This window comes from Planococcus sp. 11815, from assembly GCF_051096385.1.
GTDB classification, from domain to species: Bacteria; Bacillota; Bacilli; order Bacillales_A; family Planococcaceae; genus Planococcus; species Planococcus citreus.
In genome coordinates this window covers 14,699-37,118 of sequence record NZ_CP096991.1, presented here as the reverse complement: position 1 = coordinate 37,118, position 22,420 = coordinate 14,699, and the positions used below count along the sequence as shown (strand labels likewise).

15 protein-coding genes, 1 tRNA gene, 3 rRNA genes, 1 other RNA gene and 1 other annotated feature are annotated in these 22,420 nt (G+C 49.5%); of the genes, 3 read left to right on the top strand and 17 right to left on the bottom strand.

Translation table 11 applies throughout. The annotated features are described in order from the left end of the window. Positions 1-10: 10 nt before the first annotated feature. The 9 genes from ppx to ffs all read right to left on the bottom strand — a co-directional run bounded on the left by ppx (position 11) and on the right by ffs (position 11,536). Positions 11-1,537 carry an exopolyphosphatase gene (gene ppx, locus M1Q06_RS00155; protein WP_434400878.1) on the bottom strand — a complete coding sequence of 509 codons (1,527 nt, stop codon included), beginning with the start codon at positions 1,535-1,537 and terminating at the stop codon, positions 11-13. Positions 1,538-1,599: 62 nt separating this feature from the next. Continuing rightward, positions 1,600-3,018 carry an aminotransferase class I/II-fold pyridoxal phosphate-dependent enzyme gene (locus M1Q06_RS00150; RefSeq protein WP_434400876.1) on the bottom strand — a complete coding sequence of 473 codons (1,419 nt, stop codon included), beginning with the start codon at positions 3,016-3,018 and terminating at the stop codon, positions 1,600-1,602. A gap of 144 nt (positions 3,019-3,162) precedes the next feature. After that, positions 3,163-3,278, bottom strand: a 5S ribosomal RNA gene (gene rrf / locus M1Q06_RS00145). A 62-nt stretch (positions 3,279-3,340) separates the two neighbouring features. Continuing rightward, a 23S ribosomal RNA gene (locus M1Q06_RS00140) occupies positions 3,341-6,272 on the bottom strand. Between the two features lie 190 nt (positions 6,273-6,462). Beyond that, positions 6,463-8,013 (bottom strand): 16S ribosomal RNA (locus M1Q06_RS00135). The 16S, 23S and 5S rRNA genes sit together here, the layout of an rRNA operon. Positions 8,014-8,418: 405 nt before the next feature. Next, positions 8,419-9,018 carry a recombination mediator RecR gene (recR, locus tag M1Q06_RS00130; protein ID WP_058382249.1) on the bottom strand — a complete coding sequence of 200 codons (600 nt, stop codon included), beginning with the start codon at positions 9,016-9,018 and terminating at the stop codon, positions 8,419-8,421. A 13-nt stretch (positions 9,019-9,031) separates the two neighbouring features. Continuing rightward, positions 9,032-9,352: a YbaB/EbfC family nucleoid-associated protein gene (locus tag M1Q06_RS00125; protein ID WP_434400873.1), complete on the bottom strand. Its 321-nt coding sequence runs from the start codon at positions 9,350-9,352 to the stop codon at positions 9,032-9,034. Between the two features lie 29 nt (positions 9,353-9,381). Further along, positions 9,382-11,118, bottom strand: coding sequence for a DNA polymerase III subunit gamma/tau (dnaX, locus tag M1Q06_RS00120; RefSeq protein WP_434400871.1), 1,737 nt, complete (start codon positions 11,116-11,118; stop codon positions 9,382-9,384). Between the two features lie 152 nt (positions 11,119-11,270). Further along, an RNA gene (ffs, locus tag M1Q06_RS00115) (signal recognition particle sRNA large type) lies at positions 11,271-11,536 on the bottom strand. A 181-nt stretch (positions 11,537-11,717) separates the two neighbouring features. Between ffs and M1Q06_RS00110 the strand changes: the two genes are divergently transcribed. Then, positions 11,718-11,810, top strand: a tRNA-Ser gene (locus tag M1Q06_RS00110). Positions 11,811-11,985: 175 nt separating this feature from the next. Here M1Q06_RS00110 and M1Q06_RS00105 read toward each other — a convergent pair. Next, positions 11,986-12,660 (bottom strand): deoxynucleoside kinase, encoded by a 675-nt coding sequence (locus M1Q06_RS00105; RefSeq protein ID WP_121301400.1) that lies wholly within the window; start codon positions 12,658-12,660, stop codon positions 11,986-11,988. Next, entirely contained in the window at positions 12,657-13,295 is a 639-nt protein-coding gene (locus M1Q06_RS00100; protein WP_112234005.1) for a deoxynucleoside kinase, read from the bottom strand. Before M1Q06_RS00100 ends, M1Q06_RS00105 begins: the two co-directional genes overlap by 4 nt. A 163-nt stretch (positions 13,296-13,458) precedes the next feature. On the opposite strand from M1Q06_RS00100, the gene tadA reads away from it, so the two are divergent. Continuing rightward, complete coding sequence (tadA, locus tag M1Q06_RS00095; RefSeq protein ID WP_404467004.1) at positions 13,459-13,950, top strand: tRNA adenosine(34) deaminase TadA; 492 nt, start codon at positions 13,459-13,461, stop codon at positions 13,948-13,950. Between the two features lie 14 nt (positions 13,951-13,964). Here tadA and M1Q06_RS00090 read toward each other — a convergent pair whose 3' ends face one another. The 4 genes from M1Q06_RS00090 to pdxS all read right to left on the bottom strand — a co-directional run bounded on the left by M1Q06_RS00090 (position 13,965) and on the right by pdxS (position 17,954). Then, positions 13,965-14,822, bottom strand: a complete 858-nt coding sequence (locus M1Q06_RS00090) for an alpha/beta fold hydrolase (protein WP_434400868.1) — start codon at positions 14,820-14,822, stop codon at positions 13,965-13,967. An 82-nt stretch (positions 14,823-14,904) separates the two neighbouring features. Then, positions 14,905-16,179, bottom strand: a complete 1,275-nt coding sequence (serS, locus tag M1Q06_RS00085; RefSeq protein WP_121301403.1) for a serine--tRNA ligase — start codon at positions 16,177-16,179, stop codon at positions 14,905-14,907. Positions 16,180-16,245: 66 nt separating this feature from the next. Then, positions 16,246-16,450 (bottom strand) — a binding site (T-box leader). Positions 16,451-16,461: 11 nt separating this feature from the next. Continuing rightward, a complete protein-coding gene (pdxT, locus tag M1Q06_RS00080) occupies positions 16,462-17,067 on the bottom strand; it encodes a pyridoxal 5'-phosphate synthase glutaminase subunit PdxT (protein WP_434400866.1) in 606 nt (201 codons plus the stop codon). A gap of 2 nt (positions 17,068-17,069) precedes the next feature. Continuing rightward, positions 17,070-17,954 carry a pyridoxal 5'-phosphate synthase lyase subunit PdxS gene (gene pdxS / locus M1Q06_RS00075; protein WP_434400864.1) on the bottom strand — a complete coding sequence of 295 codons (885 nt, stop codon included), beginning with the start codon at positions 17,952-17,954 and terminating at the stop codon, positions 17,070-17,072. Positions 17,955-18,058: 104 nt separating this feature from the next. On the opposite strand from pdxS, the gene M1Q06_RS00070 reads away from it, so the two are divergent. Continuing rightward, positions 18,059-19,483: a PLP-dependent aminotransferase family protein gene (locus M1Q06_RS00070; protein WP_434400862.1), complete on the top strand. Its 1,425-nt coding sequence runs from the start codon at positions 18,059-18,061 to the stop codon at positions 19,481-19,483. An 11-nt stretch (positions 19,484-19,494) separates the two neighbouring features. Here M1Q06_RS00070 and M1Q06_RS00065 read toward each other — a convergent pair whose 3' ends face one another. After that, on the bottom strand, positions 19,495-20,784 hold the full coding sequence (locus tag M1Q06_RS00065; RefSeq protein ID WP_244201663.1) for a D-alanyl-D-alanine carboxypeptidase family protein: 1,290 nt from the start codon (positions 20,782-20,784) through the stop codon (positions 19,495-19,497). 102 nt (positions 20,785-20,886) lie between these two features. Further along, positions 20,887-22,350 (bottom strand): IMP dehydrogenase, encoded by a 1,464-nt coding sequence (guaB, locus tag M1Q06_RS00060; protein WP_372870023.1) that lies wholly within the window; start codon positions 22,348-22,350, stop codon positions 20,887-20,889. Positions 22,351-22,420: the final 70 nt, after the last annotated feature.

The following is a 22,420-nucleotide window of genomic DNA, read 5'->3' as shown; positions in this document are numbered from 1 at the left end:
CAGGTTTCATTCATTCATGAAAGTGGACGGTGATCGTTTTCTTTAATAGCTTCTCCAAATGCTTTTTCTGCTTCTCGACCTGGTATTGCTCCGGTTTCCAGTCTTCACGGCATTGGATAGAGAAAATGAGCGCTTCTTTTTGGGATTCCAATTGGATGTCTTCAACAATATCGCGTTTCGTCGCATTCAAACTATAGGCGAATTTGATGACCGCGCCGATGATATTGAATTTATCCAGCTCTTCTTCCGTAAACCAGTCTTCATAGAGCGCTGCATTGCGTTTGAACAAATTCTTGTTTTTATAAGAGGCGAGCAAGGCGACAATAATGCGCTCTTTGTGCAAAAGCCCATCGATAGTCCGGTTCGCCAGTAGATAGAAGGTATGCTGATTGCTCGATTCAGAGTCGATATACGAACCGAGATTATACATGGAACTGCCCAGACGGATCCAATGATAGTCCCTCTCTGTCAATTCAAGAAGCCCTTGCTCTTCCAATTCCCGCACAATCATCAGCGAGCTATTGGTCACATGGATGGCATGCGTCAAATTGATGTCGTAGTCGATCGCCAAATCGTAGAAACTCTCCTCAATGACGTTCGGAAACACCGGCATCTCGAAATCTTTGGTCATTTCCTCATAAAATACGCCATCCCGGAGCCCTTTTCGACTCAAAGCAAACAGTTCCGCATCAATCAATTCCATCAGGCAATTAAACACTTCCACCGCCGGAATGATAATATCCGCCCGGTCGCGTGACAAGCCTTCCACCCGCTGCAAATCGTCAAACGCCATCGATCCTAGCCACTTATTCGTTTCTTCCACTTCTTTCCGCTTCATGGTGTACTCATGGACACCTGAAAGCGGATAATCGATTTTTTCCTGGTGAATCTGCGCCAAGTTCCGTGCACTGCCCCCGATTCCGATCAACGGCAAGTTCTTCCCCTCAATCCAATCGAGTGTCAAAAACTGATTTTCGAGAAACTCCCGCAGCGCCTTCAATTCACTGTTTTTCGGTGTATCCCCTTCGATAAACTGCTTCTTCAGCGATAAAGCACCGAACGGAAAACTGTGGAAATGAATGAGTTCACGGTCTTCAAATAAAGTCAGTTCCGTACTGCCACCGCCGATATCGACCGTAATGCCGCTTTTATACGACATTGAATTGACCACAGCCAAATAACCATAATGCGCTTCTTCGTATTCCGATAGGATGCGCATCGTAAAATCCGTCTCTTTTCCAACTCGATCGATAATAACATCCTGGTTTTTCGCTTGCCGCACAGCAGCCGTCGCAACGCATTTAATCGCTTCGAGCTGATGGTGGCGTGTGACTTCCTGAAAGCTCTTCAAAGTATCAATCAATACTTGTATGCCTTCTTCGGAAAGCGTATTATCGTTCGTTAAATAATTGCGAAGACGGGCAACCGCCTTAACGTTCTCACTTTCCGAGAAACGCCCGCTCTTATCCCGCGTATAAATCACCAACCGGATAGTATTCGAGCCAATATCAATAATTGCGTACTTTTCCTGTTCCATACTATTACCCCCACATTCGCTTTCGCATATGCTATTGTATACCACCCAAGCATTCGTTCTACTCACCATGGGATAACGGAAACCAGCTTTTCCGACAAACGGTGTTCCCCTTGTATCTCCGCACCAGCCCCTAGATAATCCGACAACTCCTCCACTTTTTCGACAGTCCACTTCTCCCCTGCAGTTACCAGCGGAATGCCCGGCGGATAAGGCGTTACCATAGCCGATGAGATCCGGCCAATCGCCCTCGTGTAAGGCACCCATTCGTGCACAGATAAATCCACTTCCTCAAACGATAGCTCGGGAACTGTCACGACTTTTGGATAGCCAGGTCGGAATTCTGGAGCATGCTTCTCCAATAGCCGCACACTATGTACAGCTTCTTTGATGCGGCTGCGTATTTCGGCATACGGATAAGCATGCCAAGGTTTTGACAGCGGCAAGATCAACAGCACCTGGAAAAGGTCTGCCAATTCTACATAAACACCCGTCTGTTCCAATGCCTCTTTCAGCTGAAAGCCCCCTCTATTTTCGACCCGCAGCAATAATTTCAGCGGGTCATCCGTCTCCACTACTTCAAGAGAAGGAATCCGCCTGATGCTGGAAATGAAATACAGGCGTTTTTCGAGAAAATCGCGCTTATCGTGAACAGAGTAATTTTGGATATATGCCCTCGCGTCATCCAGAGACGCCATAACGGGATAGGAAGGACTGCTCGATTGAAAAATCCGCAAATACTTCTCGATCATTCTTTCCTCTACCAGCTCTCCTGCTATATGAAGATACGAGCCCATTGTCATAGCCGGTAAAGTTTTATGCGCAGACTGAACCACCACATCGGCTCCATATGCCAATGCACTTACCGGGAACGGCTCGCCCGCTGCTAAATGCGCCCCATGCGCTTCATCGACGAGTACGGGGATATTCCGTTCATGGCAAAATTCAATAATTGCCTCTAACTCAGCAGAAGCTACACCGTAATAACTAGGGTATGTCAAAACGACCGCTTTCGCTTCCGGATATTCATCTATGGCAGCCACTATTGAAGAAAGGGCGACAGCTGCAGCGCTTTTGGACGCCTCATCCCATTCAGGCGCAACGTAAACGGGTTTTACATGGGTAAGTTCAAGCGCATGGAAGATTGATTTATGCGAATTGCGCTGCACAATCACCAGGTCTCCTTCTCCGCAAACCGCATGGATCATCGCAAGATTTCCTGCAGTTGAACCGTTCACCAGAAAGTAGCTTTTTTTCGAACCATACGCCTCTGCCAGCAAATCTTCCGCTTCCTTGATCGCCGCATGAGGGGCGTGTAAATCGTCTAGGCCCTCCAACTCTGTCATATCGTACGCAAGTGCCGCTTTTAATTCTTTCGGCAAACCCGATAGCAGGCCGTTTTTATGGCCAGGGACATGAAAAGAAATCGGCCGTCTTCTCTGAAATTCCAATAATGCATCCACTACTGGACGTCTTTGAGTCATAATCTTTGCATCCTCACGTTTTCATTCATAGTTTATTCCATTATACCGGACGCCATATCTTTTCGAAAAGCAGGGCTGTGTTTTTACAAAAACAATATAAAAAAAGACCGCTACCGGAATGAACCGGTAACGGCCTTTCTACTTGCCCAGCGACGTCCTACTCTCACAGGGGGAAACCCCCAACTACCATCGGCGCAAAAGAGCTTAACTTCCGTGTTCGGGATGGGAACGGGTGTGGCCTCTTTGCCATCATCACTGGACTCTTGAGCTTGTTCGCTCAAAACTGGATAAATCGACATTGGGTGAAACAGTTTTCAGTTTGTTGGTTAAGTCCTCGATCGATTAGTATTCGTCAGCTGCACGTGTCGCCACGCTTCCACCCCGAACCTATCTACCTCATCGTCTTTGAGGGATCTTACTTGCTTGCGCAATGGGAAATCTCATCTTGAGGGGGGCTTCGTGCTTAGATGCTTTCAGCACTTATCCCGGCCACACATAGCTACCCAGCGATGCTCTTGGCAGAACAACTGGTACACCAGCGGTGTGTCCATCCCGGTCCTCTCGTACTAAGGACAGCTCCTCTCAAATTTCCTGCGCCCGCGACGGATAGGGACCGAACTGTCTCACGACGTTCTGAACCCAGCTCGCGTACCGCTTTAATGGGCGAACAGCCCAACCCTTGGGACCGACTACAGCCCCAGGATGCGATGAGCCGACATCGAGGTGCCAAACCTCCCCGTCGATGTGGACTCTTGGGGGAGATAAGCCTGTTATCCCCGGGGTAGCTTTTATCCGTTGAGCGATGGCCCTTCCATGCGGAACCACCGGATCACTAAGTCCGTCTTTCGACCCTGCTCGACCTGTCCGTCTCGCAGTCAAGCTCCCTTGTGCCTTTACACTCTGCGAATGATTTCCAACCATTCTGAGGGAACCTTTGAGCGCCTCCGTTACTCTTTAGGAGGCGACCGCCCCAGTCAAACTGCCCGCCTGACACTGTCTCCCAAGCCGCTAAGGCTTGTGGGTTAGAAGTTCAATACAACCAGGGTAGTATCCCACCGACGCCTCCCCCGAAGCTGGCGCTCCGGGTTCTCTGGCTCCTACCTATCCTGTACAAGTTGCACCAAAATTCAATATCAGGCTACAGTAAAGCTCCACGGGGTCTTTCCGTCCTGTCGCGGGTAACCTGCATCTTCACAGGTACTATAATTTCACCGAGTCTCTCGTTGAGACAGTGCCCAGATCGTTACGCCTTTCGTGCGGGTCGGAACTTACCCGACAAGGAATTTCGCTACCTTAGGACCGTTATAGTTACGGCCGCCGTTTACTGGGGCTTCGGTTCGCACCTTCGCTTGCGCTAAGCACTCCCCTTAACCTTCCAGCACCGGGCAGGCGTCAGCCCCTATACGTCACCTTACGGTTTTGCAGAGACCTGTGTTTTTGCTAAACAGTCGCCTGGGCCTATTCACTGCGGCTCTCTCGGGCTATTCACCCTACCAGAGCACCCCTTCTCCCGAAGTTACGGGGTCATTTTGCCGAGTTCCTTAACGAGAGTTCACTCGCTCACCTTAGAATTCTCTTCTCGCCTACCTGTGTCGGTTTGCGGTACGGGCACCTCCCGCCTCGCTAGAGGCTTTTCTTGGCAGTGTGAAATCAGGGACTCTGAGGTTAAACCTCTTGCCATCACTGCTTGATGTACATAGAAACGGGATTTGCCTCGTTTCTCATCTCACAACTTGGACGTGCACAACCAACGGCACGCTCACCCTATCCTTCTGCGTCCCCCCATTACTCAAACGGCGGGGAGGTGGTACAGGAATATCAACCTGTTGTCCATCGTCTACGCCTATCGGCCTCGACTTAGGTCCCGACTAACCCTGAGCGGACGAGCCTTCCTCAGGAAACCTTAGGCATTCGGTGGACGGGATTCTCACCCGTCTTTCGTTACTCATACCGGCATTCTCACTTCTAAGCGCTCCACCAGTCCTTCCGGTCTGACTTCAACGCCCTTAGAACGCTCTCCTACCACGGACATCTACGATGTCCATCCACAGCTTCGGTAATCCGTTTAGCCCCGGTACATTTTCGGCGCAGTGTCACTCGACCAGTGAGCTATTACGCACTCTTTAAATGATGGCTGCTTCTAAGCCAACATCCTGGTTGTCTAAGCAACGCCACATCCTTTTCCACTTAACGGATATTTGGGGACCTTAGCTGGTGGTCTGGGCTGTTTCCCTCTTGACTACGGATCTTATCACTCGCAGTCTGACTCCCAAGCATAAATCACTGGCATTCGGAGTTTGTCTGAATTCGGTAACCCGGGATGGGCCCCTAGTCCAAACAGTGCTCTACCTCCAGGATTCTCTTCTTGAGGCTAGCCCTAAAGCTATTTCGGAGAGAACCAGCTATCTCCAGGTTCGATTGGAATTTCTCCGCTACCCACACCTCATCCCCGCACTTTTCAACGTGCGTGGGTTCGGGCCTCCAGTAAGTGTTACCTTACCTTCACCCTGGACATGGGTAGATCACCTGGTTTCGGGTCTACAACTGCATACTCACTCGCCCTATTCAGACTCGCTTTCGCTGCGGCTCCGGCTTCTCACCTTAACCTTGCATGCAATCGTAACTCGCCGGTTCATTCTACAAAAGGCACGCTATCACCCATTAACGGGCTCTAACTACTTGTAGGCACACGGTTTCAGGATCTATTTCACTCCCCTTCCGGGGTGCTTTTCACCTTTCCCTCACGGTACTGGTTCACTATCGGTCACTAGGGAGTATTTAGCCTTGGGAGATGGTCCTCCCGGATTCCGACGGAATTTCTCGTGTTCCGCCGTACTCAGGATCCACTCTGGAGGGAACGAACTTTCAGCTACGGGGCTATTACCCTATCTTGCGGACCGTTCCAGGTCGCTTCGCTTAATCCGTTCCTTTGTAACTCCGTATAGAGTGTCCTACAACCCCAGAAGGCAAGCCTTCTGGTTTGGGCTGATCCCGTTTCGCTCGCCGCTACTTGGGGAATCGCATTTGCTTTCTCTTCCTTCAGGTACTTAGATGTTTCAGTTCCCTGAGTCTGCCTTCTCATGTGCTATGTATTCACACATGGATACTGCTCCATTACGAACAGTGGGTTTCCCCATTCGGAAATCCCCGGATCACAGCTCACTTACAGCTCCCCGAGGCATATCGGTGTTAGTGCCGTCCTTCTTCGGCTCCTAGTGCCAAGGCATCCACCGTGCGCCCTTATTAACTTAACCACTGAATGGTCAAAAAAAATAAGTTGATCGCAAAGCGATCACGCTACTTGATGCTTGTTTCTTAATCAATGTCGATCTATCCAGTTTTCAAAGAACAAGTTTGAAAGTCAATCCTTGCGGAGTGAACCTTCAAAACTGAACGCAAAACGTCAACCCGATTCGTGAGAATCGGTTCCGATATTTTCCTTAGAAAGGAGGTGATCCAGCCGCACCTTCCGATACGGCTACCTTGTTACGACTTCACCCCAATCATCTGTCCCACCTTCGGCGGCTGGCTCCCGTAAGGGTTACCCCACCGACTTCGGGTGTTACAAACTCTCGTGGTGTGACGGGCGGTGTGTACAAGGCCCGGGAACGTATTCACCGCGGCATGCTGATCCGCGATTACTAGCGATTCCGGCTTCATGCAGGCGAGTTGCAGCCTGCAATCCGAACTGAGAACGGTTTTCTGGGATTGGCTCCCCCTCGCGGGTTTGCAGCCCTTTGTACCGTCCATTGTAGCACGTGTGTAGCCCAGGTCATAAGGGGCATGATGATTTGACGTCATCCCCACCTTCCTCCGGTTTGTCACCGGCAGTCACCTTAGAGTGCCCAACTGAATGCTGGCAACTAAGATCAAGGGTTGCGCTCGTTGCGGGACTTAACCCAACATCTCACGACACGAGCTGACGACAACCATGCACCACCTGTCACCGCTGTCCCCGAAGGGAAAGCCTAGTCTCCTAGGCGGTCAGCGGGATGTCAAGACCTGGTAAGGTTCTTCGCGTTGCTTCGAATTAAACCACATGCTCCACCGCTTGTGCGGGCCCCCGTCAATTCCTTTGAGTTTCAGCCTTGCGGCCGTACTCCCCAGGCGGAGTGCTTAATGCGTTAGCTGCAGCACTAAGGGGCGGAAACCCCCTAACACTTAGCACTCATCGTTTACGGCGTGGACTACCAGGGTATCTAATCCTGTTTGCTCCCCACGCTTTCGCGCCTCAGCGTCAGTTACAGACCAGAAAGTCGCCTTCGCCACTGGTGTTCCTCCACATCTCTACGCATTTCACCGCTACACGTGGAATTCCACTTTCCTCTTCTGCACTCAAGTCCCCCAGTTTCCAATGACCCTCCACGGTTGAGCCGTGGGCTTTCACATCAGACTTAAAGGACCGCCTGCGCGCGCTTTACGCCCAATAATTCCGGACAACGCTTGCCACCTACGTATTACCGCGGCTGCTGGCACGTAGTTAGCCGTGGCTTTCTGGTGAGGTACCGTCAAGGTACCAGTAGTTAGTTGGTACTTGTTCTTCCCTCACAACAGAGTTTTACGATCCGAAAACCTTCTTCACTCACGCGGCGTTGCTCCGTCAGACTTTCGTCCATTGCGGAAGATTCCCTACTGCTGCCTCCCGTAGGAGTCTGGGCCGTGTCTCAGTCCCAGTGTGGCCGATCACCCTCTCAGGTCGGCTACGCATCGTGGCCTTGGTGAGCCGTTACCTCACCAACTAGCTAATGCGCCGCGGGCCCATCCTGCAGTGACAGCCGAAACCGTCTTTCCGTGCAGCCTCATGAGAGGCCGCAAACTATTCGGTATTAGCACCGGTTTCCCGGAGTTATCCCGATCTGCAGGGCAGGTTGCCCACGTGTTACTCACCCGTCCGCCGCTAAGATAATGGAGCAAGCTCCACTATCTCCGCTCGACTTGCATGTATTAGGCACGCCGCCAGCGTTCGTCCTGAGCCAGGATCAAACTCTCCATTATAGAGTAGTATTGATTGCTCAATAGTTGCTGGCGTATCGCCGTCCCGAAAGACGCGCGATTCGCTTGATCTGCCGAAGCTGATCAGTACGTTTGCCGCGATCACTCGCGACTGTATTGTTGACGTTTTGCTGTTCAGTTTTCAAGGTTCATGTTTGCTGTCGTTCCTGACGACTCTTACTATATTAAAGCACACCCTTTAGAAAGTCAACACTTTTGGTAAATTAAATTATATTTAAAAACCTTTCTTGATTCCCGCCACTCTTTTCATACAAAAAAAGAAGTTGTTCACCCCTCTGAAACAGATGGATTAAACAACTTCCTTCTATAATAAGCTTCCATTAAAATCAAACGGAACAATTATACAAATATCATTACTTGTCAGAATATTTACCATTTATCAAGAGTTTAGGAAAGTTCGCGACGGCCTTCGAGAGCTTTGGATAATGTGACTTCATCCGCATACTCCAAGTCGCCTCCAACTGGAAGCCCGTGTGCAATACGCGTAGTCCGGATGCCGGATGGCCTTACTAGCCGTGAGATATACATAGCGGTCGCTTCCCCTTCGATCGTCGGGTTCGTCGCCAAAATCAGTTCTTTTACTTGCTCGTCTTGAAGACGGGTCAAAAGTGATGGTACGTTGATATCTTCCGGCCCGATGCCATCCATTGGTGAAATGGCACCTTGCAGTACGTGATAAAGACCCGTGTAATCGCGCATCTTTTCCATCGCGATGACGTCTTTCGGATCCTGGACCACACAGATCATCGAACGGTCGCGGCTTGTATCCTGGCAAATCTGGCACGGGTCGACATCCGTAATGTGGCCGCAGACTGAGCAAAAGCTCAAATTGCGTTTGGCGTCGACCAATGCTTTCGCGAAATCAAGCACGGTGTCTTCTTTCATGCCGAGCACAAAAAATGCCAGCCGGGCCGCTGTTTTCGGCCCGATCCCTGGCAACTTCATAAAACTCTCCATCAATTTGGAAATAGGTTCCGGGTAGTGCATTATCGCTTACCTCCTAGAACATGCCTGGGATATTCAAGCCTTTCGTGAATTTCCCCATTGTGGAATTCGCATGCTCGTCCGCTTTTTTAAACGCTTCGTTTGTTGCAACGATCAATGTATCTTGCAGCATTTCAACATCTTCCGGGTCTACGATTGCCGGATCCAATGCGATATCAAGAACTTCTTTATGGCCGGAAACAGTTACTTTGACCATTCCGCCGCCTGCTGTTCCTTCAAATTTCAATGTGCCGAGCTCTTCTTGAGCCTCCGCCATTTGTTTTTGCATTTTTTGCATTTGCTTCATCATGCCTTGCATATTTCCTCCACCACGCATAATTGGTTCCTCCTCAAATTTTGTATTCGTTAATCATCATGGACTTCAACGAAATCCTTGCCGAAGAGCCGCTCCGCCTCAGAGACGAATGGATCTTCTTCAGGGCTTGCGCCGTCACCGGAAAACGGATTCTCTTCCTGTCCTTCCGGTTCCTGCGCGTCGCCTTCATTTTTCAAGCCGCCGTTGCGGATAAACTCTTCACGGATTTTCAGCCAATTGGCGTCCGGCACATAAACCGGCGTGTAAGCCTTGCCCGTGTACTGCTCAAGCAATTGGCTGAACGCTGCAGCAAAAGTCTGATTTTCAGAAGCCATCTGGCAATGAATATCATACTTGAATTTTAACACAAAAGCATCTGGGGATGCCGCTACCGGCTCGGCATCGTTGAGCAATGCCGAATGCGAGCGCTGCAATTGTCCCATCACGGTCGCCCAATTGGTTTTGATCGCCTGGATATCTGGTTTCGTCGCATTCTTCAGCACTTCCTGAATGCGGCCGGTTGGGATTTTAAAGGCGCTTTGTGAACGCTGGCGCTTTTTCTGTTCGGCTTGAGGCGCCGCATTATTCGAGCCGCCGCCTTCTTTCATTTGTTGTTGCAATTCGCGCACCAATTGCTCGAGGCTCGCGACTTTCGCTTCAAGTTCAGGAGATGGCGCCCCTGCACCTATGGTTTGGACGGGTGCGTCTGCCTGCACCATCTTCAAGAGGGCCGTTTCCATATAGATTTTCGTATGGTTCGAGAAGCGCATCTCTTGCTGGGTCTTTGTTAAAATATCAATCCAGTTATAGAGTGTCAACGCTTCAAACTGTTCCGCCAGCTCTTCAAAACGCGGTTCGAAAGCGGCAAGCTCCAGCATATCGCGTAGCCCCGGCGCTGTTTGGATCAGCAATAGATCGCGGAAGAAGGTAATGAAATCCTCCACTAAGCGGACCGGATCTTTGCCGTCGCGCACCAATTGCTCAAGTAAGGTCAACGCTTGGCCGACGTCTTTCTTCAACAACGCTTCGGCAATGCCGTAAAACATATCCTGGCTGATGGAACCCGTAACCAGAAGCGCATCTTCAATGGTCATTTCATCTCCGCTGAACGATACAACTTGGTCGAGCAGGCTGAGCGCATCACGCATGCCACCCGCTGCTGCCTGGGCGATGATTTTCAACACTTGCTCATTATAAGGAATCTTAGCATCTTCCAAGACGGTGATCATTCGCGCGACGATGTCCGCTTGTGTATGCGATTTGAAATCGAACCGCTGGCAACGGGAAATGATCGTCAGCGGCAATTTATGCGGCTCGGTCGTCGCCAAAATGAAGACGACGTGTTCCGGCGGTTCTTCCAATGTTTTCAACAATGCGTTGAAGGCGCTGTTCGACAACATATGCACTTCATCAATGATATAAACTTTGAACCGGGAGTTAGCTGGAGAAAAACGAACTTTCTCGATAATTTCCCGCATTTCCTCAACCCGTGAATTGGAAGCCGCATCGAATTCGATGACGTCTGTATTCGAGCCTTCGTCGATGCTCCGGCAAGAAGAACATTCATTGCACGGTTCCGCTGCTGGGGCTTGTTCGCAATTCAGCGCTTTAGCGAAAATTTTCGCCGCACTCGTCTTCCCGGTACCCCGAGGGCCTGAGAATAAATACGCGTGGGTCGTTTTATCATAAAGGAGAGCATTCTGAAGGGTTTGTTTGACATGCGTCTGGCCGGTCATTTCCGAGAAAGTCCGCGGTCTGTACACACGGTAAAAAGCTTGATACGCCACCTTGTTCTCCCCTTTTAAAAAGTCTTTGTTCCGTCCTTTCATTATACCATAAAAGGGCCTTGTTCCCGAATCATTTCACCGGGCGCCACACATTCTGGACAGAAAAAAACCTGCCCGCAAGCTGCGGACAGGTTTGGATCATTTAGGTTAAGCCGTGCACCTTTCTTCGACTGCTGTACACAAGCGTTACTCATGTCGTTGGCTCGATCTAGGCAACCCCGCGGCACATAGAAAGTACCACTTAATGCTGCTTCCTTCCGGACCTGACATGGTTCATGGGTTTCCATTGCGCAGGACCCAGATGTCAACACTACGTGCATGAGGCAGACCTTGCATACAAACAGCCTCAGAAAGGAATTCAGTCCTGCTAGAGCGGATTGCAGGTTACAGGACACCGCTACCTTCCCACCTAGCACGGCATTTACTAGTATACGGAGTGCTGGAGGAAAAATCAAACATAAAGTTAATAGCGCGTAAAACAGGCGGCGATTATCTTCATGAACCGGCCTTTCTATCGCTTTCTGTAAAAAACATAATTTTTTCTTTCAAAACTGTTGACGGGTTTTTAAATCCGTGATAAATTATATCTTGTCCAACACGGAGGAATACCCAAGTTTGGCTGAAGGGATCGGTCTTGAAAACCGACAGGGGAGTCAAATCCCGCGGGGGTTCGAATCCCTCTTCCTCCTCCATTTTTGAATACTACGCGCATGTAGATAGAGATTGATTCGTTGCTTCGGTAACGAATTTTTCTTAACAATCGTGTGTCTGAATATTATAAAAAACTCACAGATCAATTCTGTGAGTTTTTTTGTTGTCCTTATTTCCTGGGAAATAAAAAAAGCGGAGACAATTGTCTCCGCTTTTTTAGCGTTTCAATACAGCGGTCTGCTGCATGAATTTGCCGATGCGTTCCACGATTTGCTCTGAACAATCCGGATCGTTCATCAAATCATAGTCATTGATGTTGAGGCGCAGCACAGGACAAGCGTTGAACGAGTCGATCCAGCGTTCGTAGCGTTCGTGCATTTCCAGCCAGTATTCAACAGGCGTCTGCTGTTCCATTGCGCGGCCACGCTCTTGGATGCGTCCGAGAATATCGTCAATCGAGCCTTCTAAGTAAATCAATAAATCCGGATGCGGGAAATAAGGCGTCATGACCATCGCATCGAATAAGTTGGTATAGGTCTCGTAGTCGACTTCATTCATCGTGCCTTTTTCCTGATGCATCTTTGCAAAAATGCCGGTGTCTTCGTATATCGAGCGGTCTTGGATAAAGCCGCCGCCGTATTCAAACATCCGCTTTTGCTCTTTAAAACGCTCTGCCAGGAAATAGATTTGCAGATGGAAGCTCCATTTCTCGAAATCGTCGTAAAACAAATCAAGATACGGGTTACCGTCTACATTTTCAAAAGATGTACGGAATTGCAGTGAATCTGCAAGTGCTTTGGTCATTGTCGATTTGCCAACGCCGACCGTTCCGGCGATGGTGATGACGGCATCTTTCGGAATGCCGTACTTGTCTCGTAAATTTTCATTCATATTGATAAGCTCCTTTTTTCAAGCGTGCCTTCCACATGAGTGAGAATCACTTCGAGGTCGGAACGGTTTTGCACAAAATCAAGTTTGTCTCCGTTAAAGCGCAATACCGGAATTTCCGGATGCTCGCGTTCGAAACGTTCGATAAATTCATGGTAGTCTGCAGACAATTGCTCCATGTAATCAGGCGTGATCATCTGTTCGAATTCACGGCCGCGCAATTTAATGCGCTTCATCAAGGTGTCGAGGCTCGCGTGCAAATAAATGACCATATTCGGCTTCGGCATATCTGCCGTCAAGATTTTATAGATCGCTTCGTATTTGGCATACTCTTCTTCAGGCAGCGTCCGTTTGGCGAAAATCAAGTTTTTGAAGATATGATAGTCCGCAACGACCGGCTCCTGGTTGGAGATGAATTTCTTTTGGATATCGCTCAATTGCTTATAGCGATTGCACAGGAAGAACATTTCCGTCTGGAAGCTCCATTCCTCGATATCTTCGTAAAATTTATTCAAAAACGGATTTTCATCCACGATTTCCTTCAGCAATTGAAACTGGTGTTGCTCCGAAAGTGCTTTCGTCAGCGAGGTTTTCCCCACTCCGATCGGACCTTCTACGGTGATAAATGGCACCGGCACAAGAAGTCCCCCTTCTTCGATTCAAGTAAAATGCAATGCCATTTATTTTACCATATCTCCAAAAGTAAAAGTAGAGCCAAATGGCGTTCCAAATTGTGTACGGCTTTGTAGTGCTTTGTCAGGACGAAAAGATGATACACTGAAAGTCGAGGAGCGATGAATCATGAACGGAATGGAAAAAGACCATTATTTTATGGGGCTGGCGATTGAAGAAGCCCAAAAAGCAGCCCAAAAAGGCGAGGTGCCGATCGGCGCGGTCATCGTGCAAGGCGACCGCATCATCGCACGTGCCCATAATTTACGTGAAACGACGCGAAATGCAGTGACACACGCCGAATTGCTCGCCATCCAGCAAGCCTGTGAAGCACTCGACAATTGGCGGCTTGAAGACACAAAGCTTTACGTTACGTTAGAGCCTTGCCCGATGTGCGCCGGCGCCATTCTGCAATCGCGCATCCCGCATATTGTCTACGGCGCGCGCGATAGCAAGGCAGGCTGCGTCGATTCGCTGTACCGCCTGCTGAACGACGAGCGCTTCAACCATCAATGCGAAGTGACCGAAAACGTCATGGCGGATGAGTGCGGCGGATTGCTTACCCAGTTCTTCCGCGATTTGCGCGCACGCAATAAAAATAAACGGAAAACCCAAGCCTAGGGTTTTCCGTTTTTCTATGTCAAAAATTCCTTAATCAACCGATTCACAATCTCCGGCTGCTCATGATGCACCCAATGCGTCGCCTCGCCGACCCAAACAAGTTCGGCGTTCTCACAGAATTTCAAGCTTTCAGTTGCAAGCATCGGCGACAGAAACTGGTCGCCGAGACCCCAGATGATGCGCACCGACATGCGCAGCGGGGCTTTTGGCATTTGCAGGAGACTCCCTTTTCGGATTGCCCGGTACCAATTGAGCATGCCCGTTAAAGCGCCTGGCTGGCTCCACGCATCTTTGTACCGTTCAAGTTCTTGGTCTGTGAATGCATCCGGCCTTGCAGTCCCTTTCATCGCCTGTTTCATCGATTCAAAATCGTTTGCAGCCATCAGCTTCTCCGGCACTTCCGGGAGCTGGAAAAACGCCATGTATGAACTTTTCAGCCATTGCAGCGGGTTTTTCATGAAAACACGTGGCATGGCTGTCGGATGGGGAATATTGATAGCGATCAGCTTTTTAACATATTCCGGCTTGCTTGCTGCCAAATGCCAGGCGACCGCCCCTCCCCAATCATGGCCGATCACAATCGCCGAAGTTTCCCCGAATGCTTCAATCAAACCGGCAATATCATCGCTTAGCTTATTAATCGTGTAGTCTTCTATTTGTTCCGGCTTATCGCTCAAATGATAGCCGCGCTGATCCGGTACGACGACTCGATAACCCGAGGCGGCCAATTCTTCCATTTGGTGATGGAAGCCATAGGAAAATTCCGGAAATCCGTGAAGCAATACCACAAGTTCCCCATCTTCCGGTCCTGCTACCGCTGCGTGCAGGCGAATGCCATTGGTTTCAATCAAGTGAAATTCCACTTCTTGCATTTGAACCGCTCCTTTCACGTTTCTTATTGTTTACCCGTTTACTGCAAAAAAAAAGACCCGAAATCCATTCGGGTCTTTTCGTTCAGCGGATCGTCGTTTTTCCGCCCATATAAGGTTGCAAGACTTCAGGAATGGCAACAGAGCCATCTTCCTGCTGGTAGTTCTCAAGCAATGCCGCCACAGTCCGCCCGACAGCGAGTCCGCTGCCGTTTAGCGTATGGACGAATTCCGGCTTGCCTTTCGCTTCGCGGCGGAACTTGATGTTCGCGCGGCGCGCCTGGAAATCTTCAAAGTTTGAGCAAGAAGAAATTTCACGGTACGTCTCCTGCGTCGGAATCCATACTTCAATATCGTACTTCTTCGCTGCAGTAAAGCCAAGGTCTGCCGTGCACATCTTCAAGACGCGGTATGGAAGGCCCAACAGCTGCAACACTTTTTCTGCATGGCCCGTCAGTTTCTCAAGCTCGTCATAAGAATCTTCCGGTTTCACAAAGCGCACCAGCTCAACTTTATTGAATTGATGCTGACGGATCAAGCCACGCGTATCGCGTCCTGCAGAACCCGCTTCAGAGCGGAAATTCGCGCTGTAAGAAGCGAAAGCTTGCGGCAGCATATCCGCCGTTAAAATATCATCACGGTAGAAGTTCGTCACCGGCACTTCAGAAGTCGGGATGAGGAAATAATCTTCCTTCTCGATCAAGAACGCATCTTCCTCGAATTTCGGCAATTGCCCGGTGCCCGTCAAGCTTTCGCGGTTGACCATATATGGCGGCAGCATTTCCTCGTAGCCATGCTCCTCCTGGTGAAGGTCCATCATGAAATTGATGAGTGCACGCTCAAGGCGTGCGCCAAGCCCGCGGTAGAACACGAAACGGCTGCCCGTCACTTTCGCGGCACGCTCGAAATCGACGATGTTCAAATCGGTCGCGATGTCCCAATGCGGCTTCGCTTCAAAGCCAAACTCCGGCTTTTCGCCCCATGTACGGATTTCTTCATTATCGTCTTCAGAATCGCCGAACGGCACGCTGTCGTGCGGAATGTTCGGCACGCGCATCATGATGTAGTCAAGTTTTTCTTCCACTTCGCGCAGCTCATCGTCGATCGCTTTGATCTGGTCGCCGACTTCGCGTGTTTTCGCGATCGCCTCGTCCGCATTTTCCTTGTTGCGCTTCATGACAGCGATCTGCTGGGACGCTTCGTTGCGCTCCGCTTTCAATTTCTCGGTCTGGACGATCAGTTCACGACGCTTCTGGTCGAGCGCCCCGAAATCATCGAGTACGGAAATGTCTTCCCCGCGCTTTCCGAGCTTCGTTTTCACTTGTTCAAAATTTTCCCGTACAAAACGGATATCCAACATAGAAATTCCTCCTTAAGTATTCGTCAAATAAGAAAAAACAACGCAAAAATAGCCCCCGTCCCCTGGTAAAGGGACGAGAGCTACCCGCGTTGCCACCCTGATTGATCGGCAAAAGGCCAATCCTCTTCATCACATAACGGCATTAAAACCGGCACTGGCTCATCGCCATGCAACTCCGGGGTGGATTCAAACGCGTTTGACGCCGGTTTGCACCAACCACCGGCTCTCTTCTAGAAAAACTGCGCTTTACTATTCCCATCAACGTTTCTTCTTTGAAATTATTCATATTTTACTATAGTGCGCTGCGGTTGGCAAGAGTTCCCTGTTTTCCACCATGTCCAAAAACAGCTGCATCAGCCGGTGGTCACCGGTCAGTTCCGGATGGAATGAACAGCCAAGGAACGGCCCGCTCCGAGCCAACACAATGCGCCCTTCATATTCACACAAGACTTCCACATCCTTACTAGCACGCACGATATGCGGCGCACGGATAAACACTGCTGGAAACGGCGCGTCAATTCCCACAATATCCAGATCCGCTTCAAAACTGTCCACTTGCCTGCCGAATGAATTGCGCGCCACGGTCATGTCCATGACACCGAGATGCGCAGCTTCATGCCCATCAATTTCTTTTGCCAGCAGCACGAGCCCTGCACAAGTGCCGAACATCGGCTTTCCAGAATCAGCAAATTCTCTTAATGGTTCCATCAACTCCGCACGGTCAATTAAACGGCGCATCGCCGTGCTTTCGCCTCCCGGCAGCACCAACCCATCAAGTTCCGCCAACTCAGCTGCTTTCTTCACCACGACAGCTTCCGCGCCGCATGCCTGAATCGCCTGTACATGTTCACGCACCGCTCCTTGCAGTGCCAATACACCGATTTTCATAATTACCAGCTTCTTTCCTGCATGCGGTCCGCCGCACCGATTGTCGCCATTTCCAAGCCTTTCATTGCCGGCCCAAGATCTTTCGACAGTTTCGCGATCAACGCATAATCCTGATAATGAGCCGTCGCTTCTACGATGGCACGCGCAAAACGTTCCGGCTGGTCGGATTTAAAGATGCCGGATCCGACAAAAACGCCATCCGCCCCAAGTTCCATCATGAGCGCTGCATCCGCTGGCGTCGCGATGCCCCCTGCAGCAAAGTTGACGACCGGCAAACGGCCGAGCAATTTCACTTCTCTCAAAAAATCATAAGACGCACCTAAGTCTCTCGCGGCTGTCATCAGTTCGTCTTCGCCCATTGCAACAATATTGCGCACTTCGGCATTCACTTGGCGCAAATGGCGCACTGCTTCGACGATATTTCCTGTGCCCGGTTCGCCTTTCGTGCGCAGCATCGATGCCCCTTCTCCGATGCGTCGTGCCGCTTCCCCGATATTGCGGCAGCCACAGACGAACGGCACCGTGTAATCATTTTTCAGCAAGTGAAATTCCTCATCCGCCGGTGTCAGCACTTCGCTTTCGTCGATATAATCGACGCCCATCGCTTCTAGCACGCGTGCTTCTGTAATGTGGCCGATACGCGCTTTTGCCATGACCGGAATTGATACGGCATTCATCACTTCTTCCGTGATGCGCGGGTCCGCCATACGGGCAACGCCGCCTTCTTTGCGGATATCGGATGGAACGCGCTCAAGCGCCATGACAGCCGTCGCCCCTGCCGCTTCTGCAATTTTCGCCTGTTCTGCATTGACCACGTCCATGATAACGCCGCCTTTTTGCATTTCTGCCATTCCACGCTTCACTCGATCTGTGCCTTTTTCACTCATCTGAAAATTCCTCCCTTTTGTTGGTTGTTTCCAGTATAATAAACTGTGACCATATAAAAAGACTCAGTTTACGTTAATTTAAAAGGTCAGTTGGAGGAACCCCAATGGATATGCTCATGTTCCAATTACAAAAACAATCAACCACACCACTATATAAGCAGCTTTATCGAGAAATCCGCACCGCCATCACGGCCGGTAAAATTGCGGTCGATACCAAGCTGCCGAGCAAGCGCAAACTGGCGGATTATCTGCAGATCAGCCAGACCACCGTCGAACTGGCCTATTCCCAATTAGTCGCAGAAGGTTTTATTGAACCACGCCCTCGAAAAGGATTTTTCACGATGCCGGTGGAAGAACTGGCTTATTTGGATCTGCCTCAAGAAGAAACAGCTATCCGCGATGTACCAAAACCCACTTATGTATATGACTTTAACCCAGCGCGCATCGATACCCGTTCATTCCCATTCCCGACATGGCGCAAAACGGCACGCGAAGTGATCGATGAAGAAAACCATGAACTCCTGCTCGCTGGCCATCCGCAGGGAGACGAGTCGCTGCGCGCTGAAATCGCCCGTTATTTATACCAATCCCGCGGTGTCGTGTGCAAACCCGAACAAATCATCGTCGGATCCGGGACCGAACAATTGATGCCATTGCTGATCCGGCTCTTCGATAAAAACTTGAGCTTCGGCTTTGAAAACCCTGGATATGCCTTAACCCATAGCATTTTCGAACACGATGACAGACAGGCCTTCCCGATTGCAGTCGATGAAGACGGCATCGATGTGCAGGAACTCGACAAAACCGGCGTCGACATCGCCTACGTCACCCCGTCCCACCAATTCCCGACAGGCTCGATTTTAAGCGCCACACGCCGCGCACAGCTATTGAACTGGGCAGCCGCAAGTCCCGAACGCTATATCATCGAAGACGATTACGACAGTGAATTCCGCTACACGAGCCAGCCGATTCCTGCCCTCCAAAGCATGGACGTCGGCGGTCGGGTCATCTATATCAGTACTTTCTCCAAATCAATCATGCCCTCGTTGCGCATTGCCTATCTCGTGCTGCCGCCAAGGCTGTTGAACGCCTACCGAAAGACCTTTTTGCATTACACGTCCACCGTGCCACGCATCGACCAACAAATCGTCGCGACATTCATGCAAAAAGGCCATTTCTCCAGACATTTAAACCGCATGCGCAAACTGTACCGGAAAAAGCTCGAATGTCTGACACAAGCACTTGTCCCTTATCAACCACTAGTGACTGTTTCCGGCGAGCAAGCAGGCATGCATGTCGTGTTGACCATCGATACCGAACGCACGGAACAAAACTTAGTTTCCTTGGCAAGTGATGCCGGAATCCGTGTATTCGCGATGCAGAATTACGACCTGCTTAAGCGAAAATCGGCTTCATCAAAAATCGTTCTCGGTTTTGGAGGTTTAGATGAAAGCGAAATCCAGCAAGGCATCACCCAATTGATGGCATGCTGGAATATAACAAAAACCAGCTCATCTGCTAAAAGATGAGCTGGTTTTTCTCAAAATAACCCCTTAATGAAATCCGCAGCACTTTTCATGGAAATGGCAAACCAATTGGCGCGCTCTACCGTTTCTGTCGCTGCTACATCCGCAGCGGGCTTTTCGCCTTTCAAGTACTCCACTTCATTGTTTTCAGAATCCAAAACTCTTACCTTACCTACAAGTTGGCCTTCCTCTACAGCTGCCTCAAGTGGTGCTCCTGCTGTTAATTCAAGCTCAGTCCGGTATGCTTCTTGCTGAGCGGATGGGACCAGCAAACGAACCGGTTCTTTAACCGCGACCGCGACGTGATCTTTTTCACCTTTCGCTACAGGGAGGGATTCCTGCCCCATAAACTGTTGACCTGCTTTCATGATCTCCGTTTCTTGAAATCCAAAGCCGTAATCCAACAATGCACGCGTTGCGTTAAAACGCGCATCGTAGGAACCCTCCCCTTCAGCATCGACCGCTTTCATCACTACCGCAATCAACCGTATTCCGTCACGTTTGGCAGTTCCTGCGAAGGAATGGCCCGCAAAATCTGTCGTACCTGTTTTCAATCCATCCATTCCGTCATACTCATGGTCCATCCCAGGAAGCATCGTATTCCAATTGACCATGCGGATCTGGTCAGGCGTTCCTTTCCGGAACATCAATTCCGGAATTTTAGCAGTATCCAGAATTTCGGGGTAATCATCCAGCAAGGCTTTAGTCAGTATGGCAACCGAACGGGCAGACATCGTATTTTCTTCATCTTCTCCCGTCCCCTCAGGGTGCATGCCCAATAGAAATGAATTATTAAGGCCAGTTGAATTGACGAAATGTGCATCTTCAATACCCATTTCCTTCGCCTTATCATTCATCATTTGGACGAACTCTTTCTCAGTACCCGCAATCGTTTCGGCAATGCCAATCGTCGCTGCATTTGCCGAATAAATTGCCATTGCTTCATATAACTCTTTCATTGTATAGGAACCATCCCGGCGCAGTGGCACATTGCTCAAGCGTAAATCCTGCGAAATCCGGTGGCTATAATCTGTCACTTCATATTCATCGTCCCAACTGACGACACCTTCCTCGATCGCTTCAAACAAGAGGTATTCACTCATCATTTTGCTCATAGAAGCGATGCCAAGCACGGCTTTATCATTTTGTCCGTATAAAATCTGTCCGGTCTCTGAATCTACCACAATCGCTGCATCCGCCAATACAGGAACAGTTTCTTCCGCCTGCACGCGATTCGGCATCACGATCATGAGAACTACAGCCATTATCATTAATACTTGAACCCATTTCACTAAACTTTTCACTCGATTGTCCTCCATCAATTCATTCCTTCTGCTATTTTAGCATATTCTCTGGAAGCAAAACGAAAAATACCTCCCTAGGAATACCTAGGGAGGCGTCTGATCTTACATTGAATAATTCGGTGATTCTTTTGTAATTTGTACGTCATGCGGGTGGCTTTCGATTAACCCAGCACCGGTCATGCGGATAAACTGTGCGTCTTCACGAAGTGACCGCAAGTCTTTTGTTCCACAATAGCCCATGCCTGCGCGAATGCCTCCAAGCAATTGATGGATCGTATCCGTAAGCGGCCCTTTATAAGGCAAGCGCCCTTCAATTCCTTCTGGCACCAATTTTTTTGCTTCATCTTGGAAATAACGGTCTTTCGAACCTTTTTCCATAGAAGCAATTGAACCCATGCCGCGATAAGTTTTGAAGCGGCGTCCCTGGAAGATTTCAGTATCTCCTGGACTTTCAGTAGTTCCTGCAAGCAAGCTGCCTAGCATGACAACATGTCCGCCTGCTGCCAGCGCTTTGATGATATCTCCAGAGAACTTAATGCCGCCGTCTGCAATGATGGACTTGCCGTGTTTGCGAGCTTCTGTAGCGCAATCGTAAACCGCTGTAATTTGCGGAACTCCTACACCGGCAACAACGCGTGTCGTACAAATAGAACCTGGTCCAATGCCCACTTTTACGATATCAGCACCAGCTTCAATCAAAGCTTTCGTTCCACTTGCAGTAGCCACATTCCCTGCCACAATCGTCAGTTCAGGGTATGCTTCACGGATTTGGCTGACCATGTTCAGTACGCCTGCTGAATGGCCATGAGCCGTATCAATAACAATAACATCCACATGAGCTTTTACTAGCTGTTCGACACGCTTCATTGTATCTGAGGTAACCCCAACAGCAGCGCCAGCAAGCAAACGTCCCTGTTCGTCTTTTGCAGCAATCGGGAACTCAATCACTTTCTCAATGTCTTTAATGGTAATGAGACCTTTTAGCATGCCATTTTGGTCCACAATCGGCAATTTCTCGATCTTATATTGTTGGAGAATCTTCTCTGCATCTTCTAGAGTCGTTCCAACAGGAGCAGTTACTAATTTCTCTTTTGTCATTACATCTTTAATCTCTAAAGAGTAGTCCTGGATAAAGCGGAGATCGCGGTTTGTAATGATACCCACTAAAGTCAGGTCATCTTCGCTCTGTACAATCGGTACACCTGAAATACGGTATTTACCCATCAAATGTTCAGCATCATATACCTGATGTTGAGGAGTCAGGTAGAAAGGATCTGTAATGACTCCATTTTCCGAACGTTTGACAGTCACTACTTGTTCAGCCTGCTCTTCAATGCTCATGTTTTTATGAATGACTCCAAGACCGCCTTGACGCGCCATTGAAATAGCCATTTTTGCTTCCGTCACAGTGTCCATCCCAGCACTAATAATTGGAATGTTCAACTTGATTTTCGGCGTCAGTTCAACTGACAAATCAATATCCTTCGGCAACACTTCTGAATGAGCTGGCACTAGCAATACATCATCGAAGGTTAACCCTTCTTTAAGAAATTTTGATTCCCACATAATTGACACGCCTCCTGCTTCCTTTTGAATATTATTGTAAGGTTATCAGCGGTTTCAGGGGGTGTCAAGA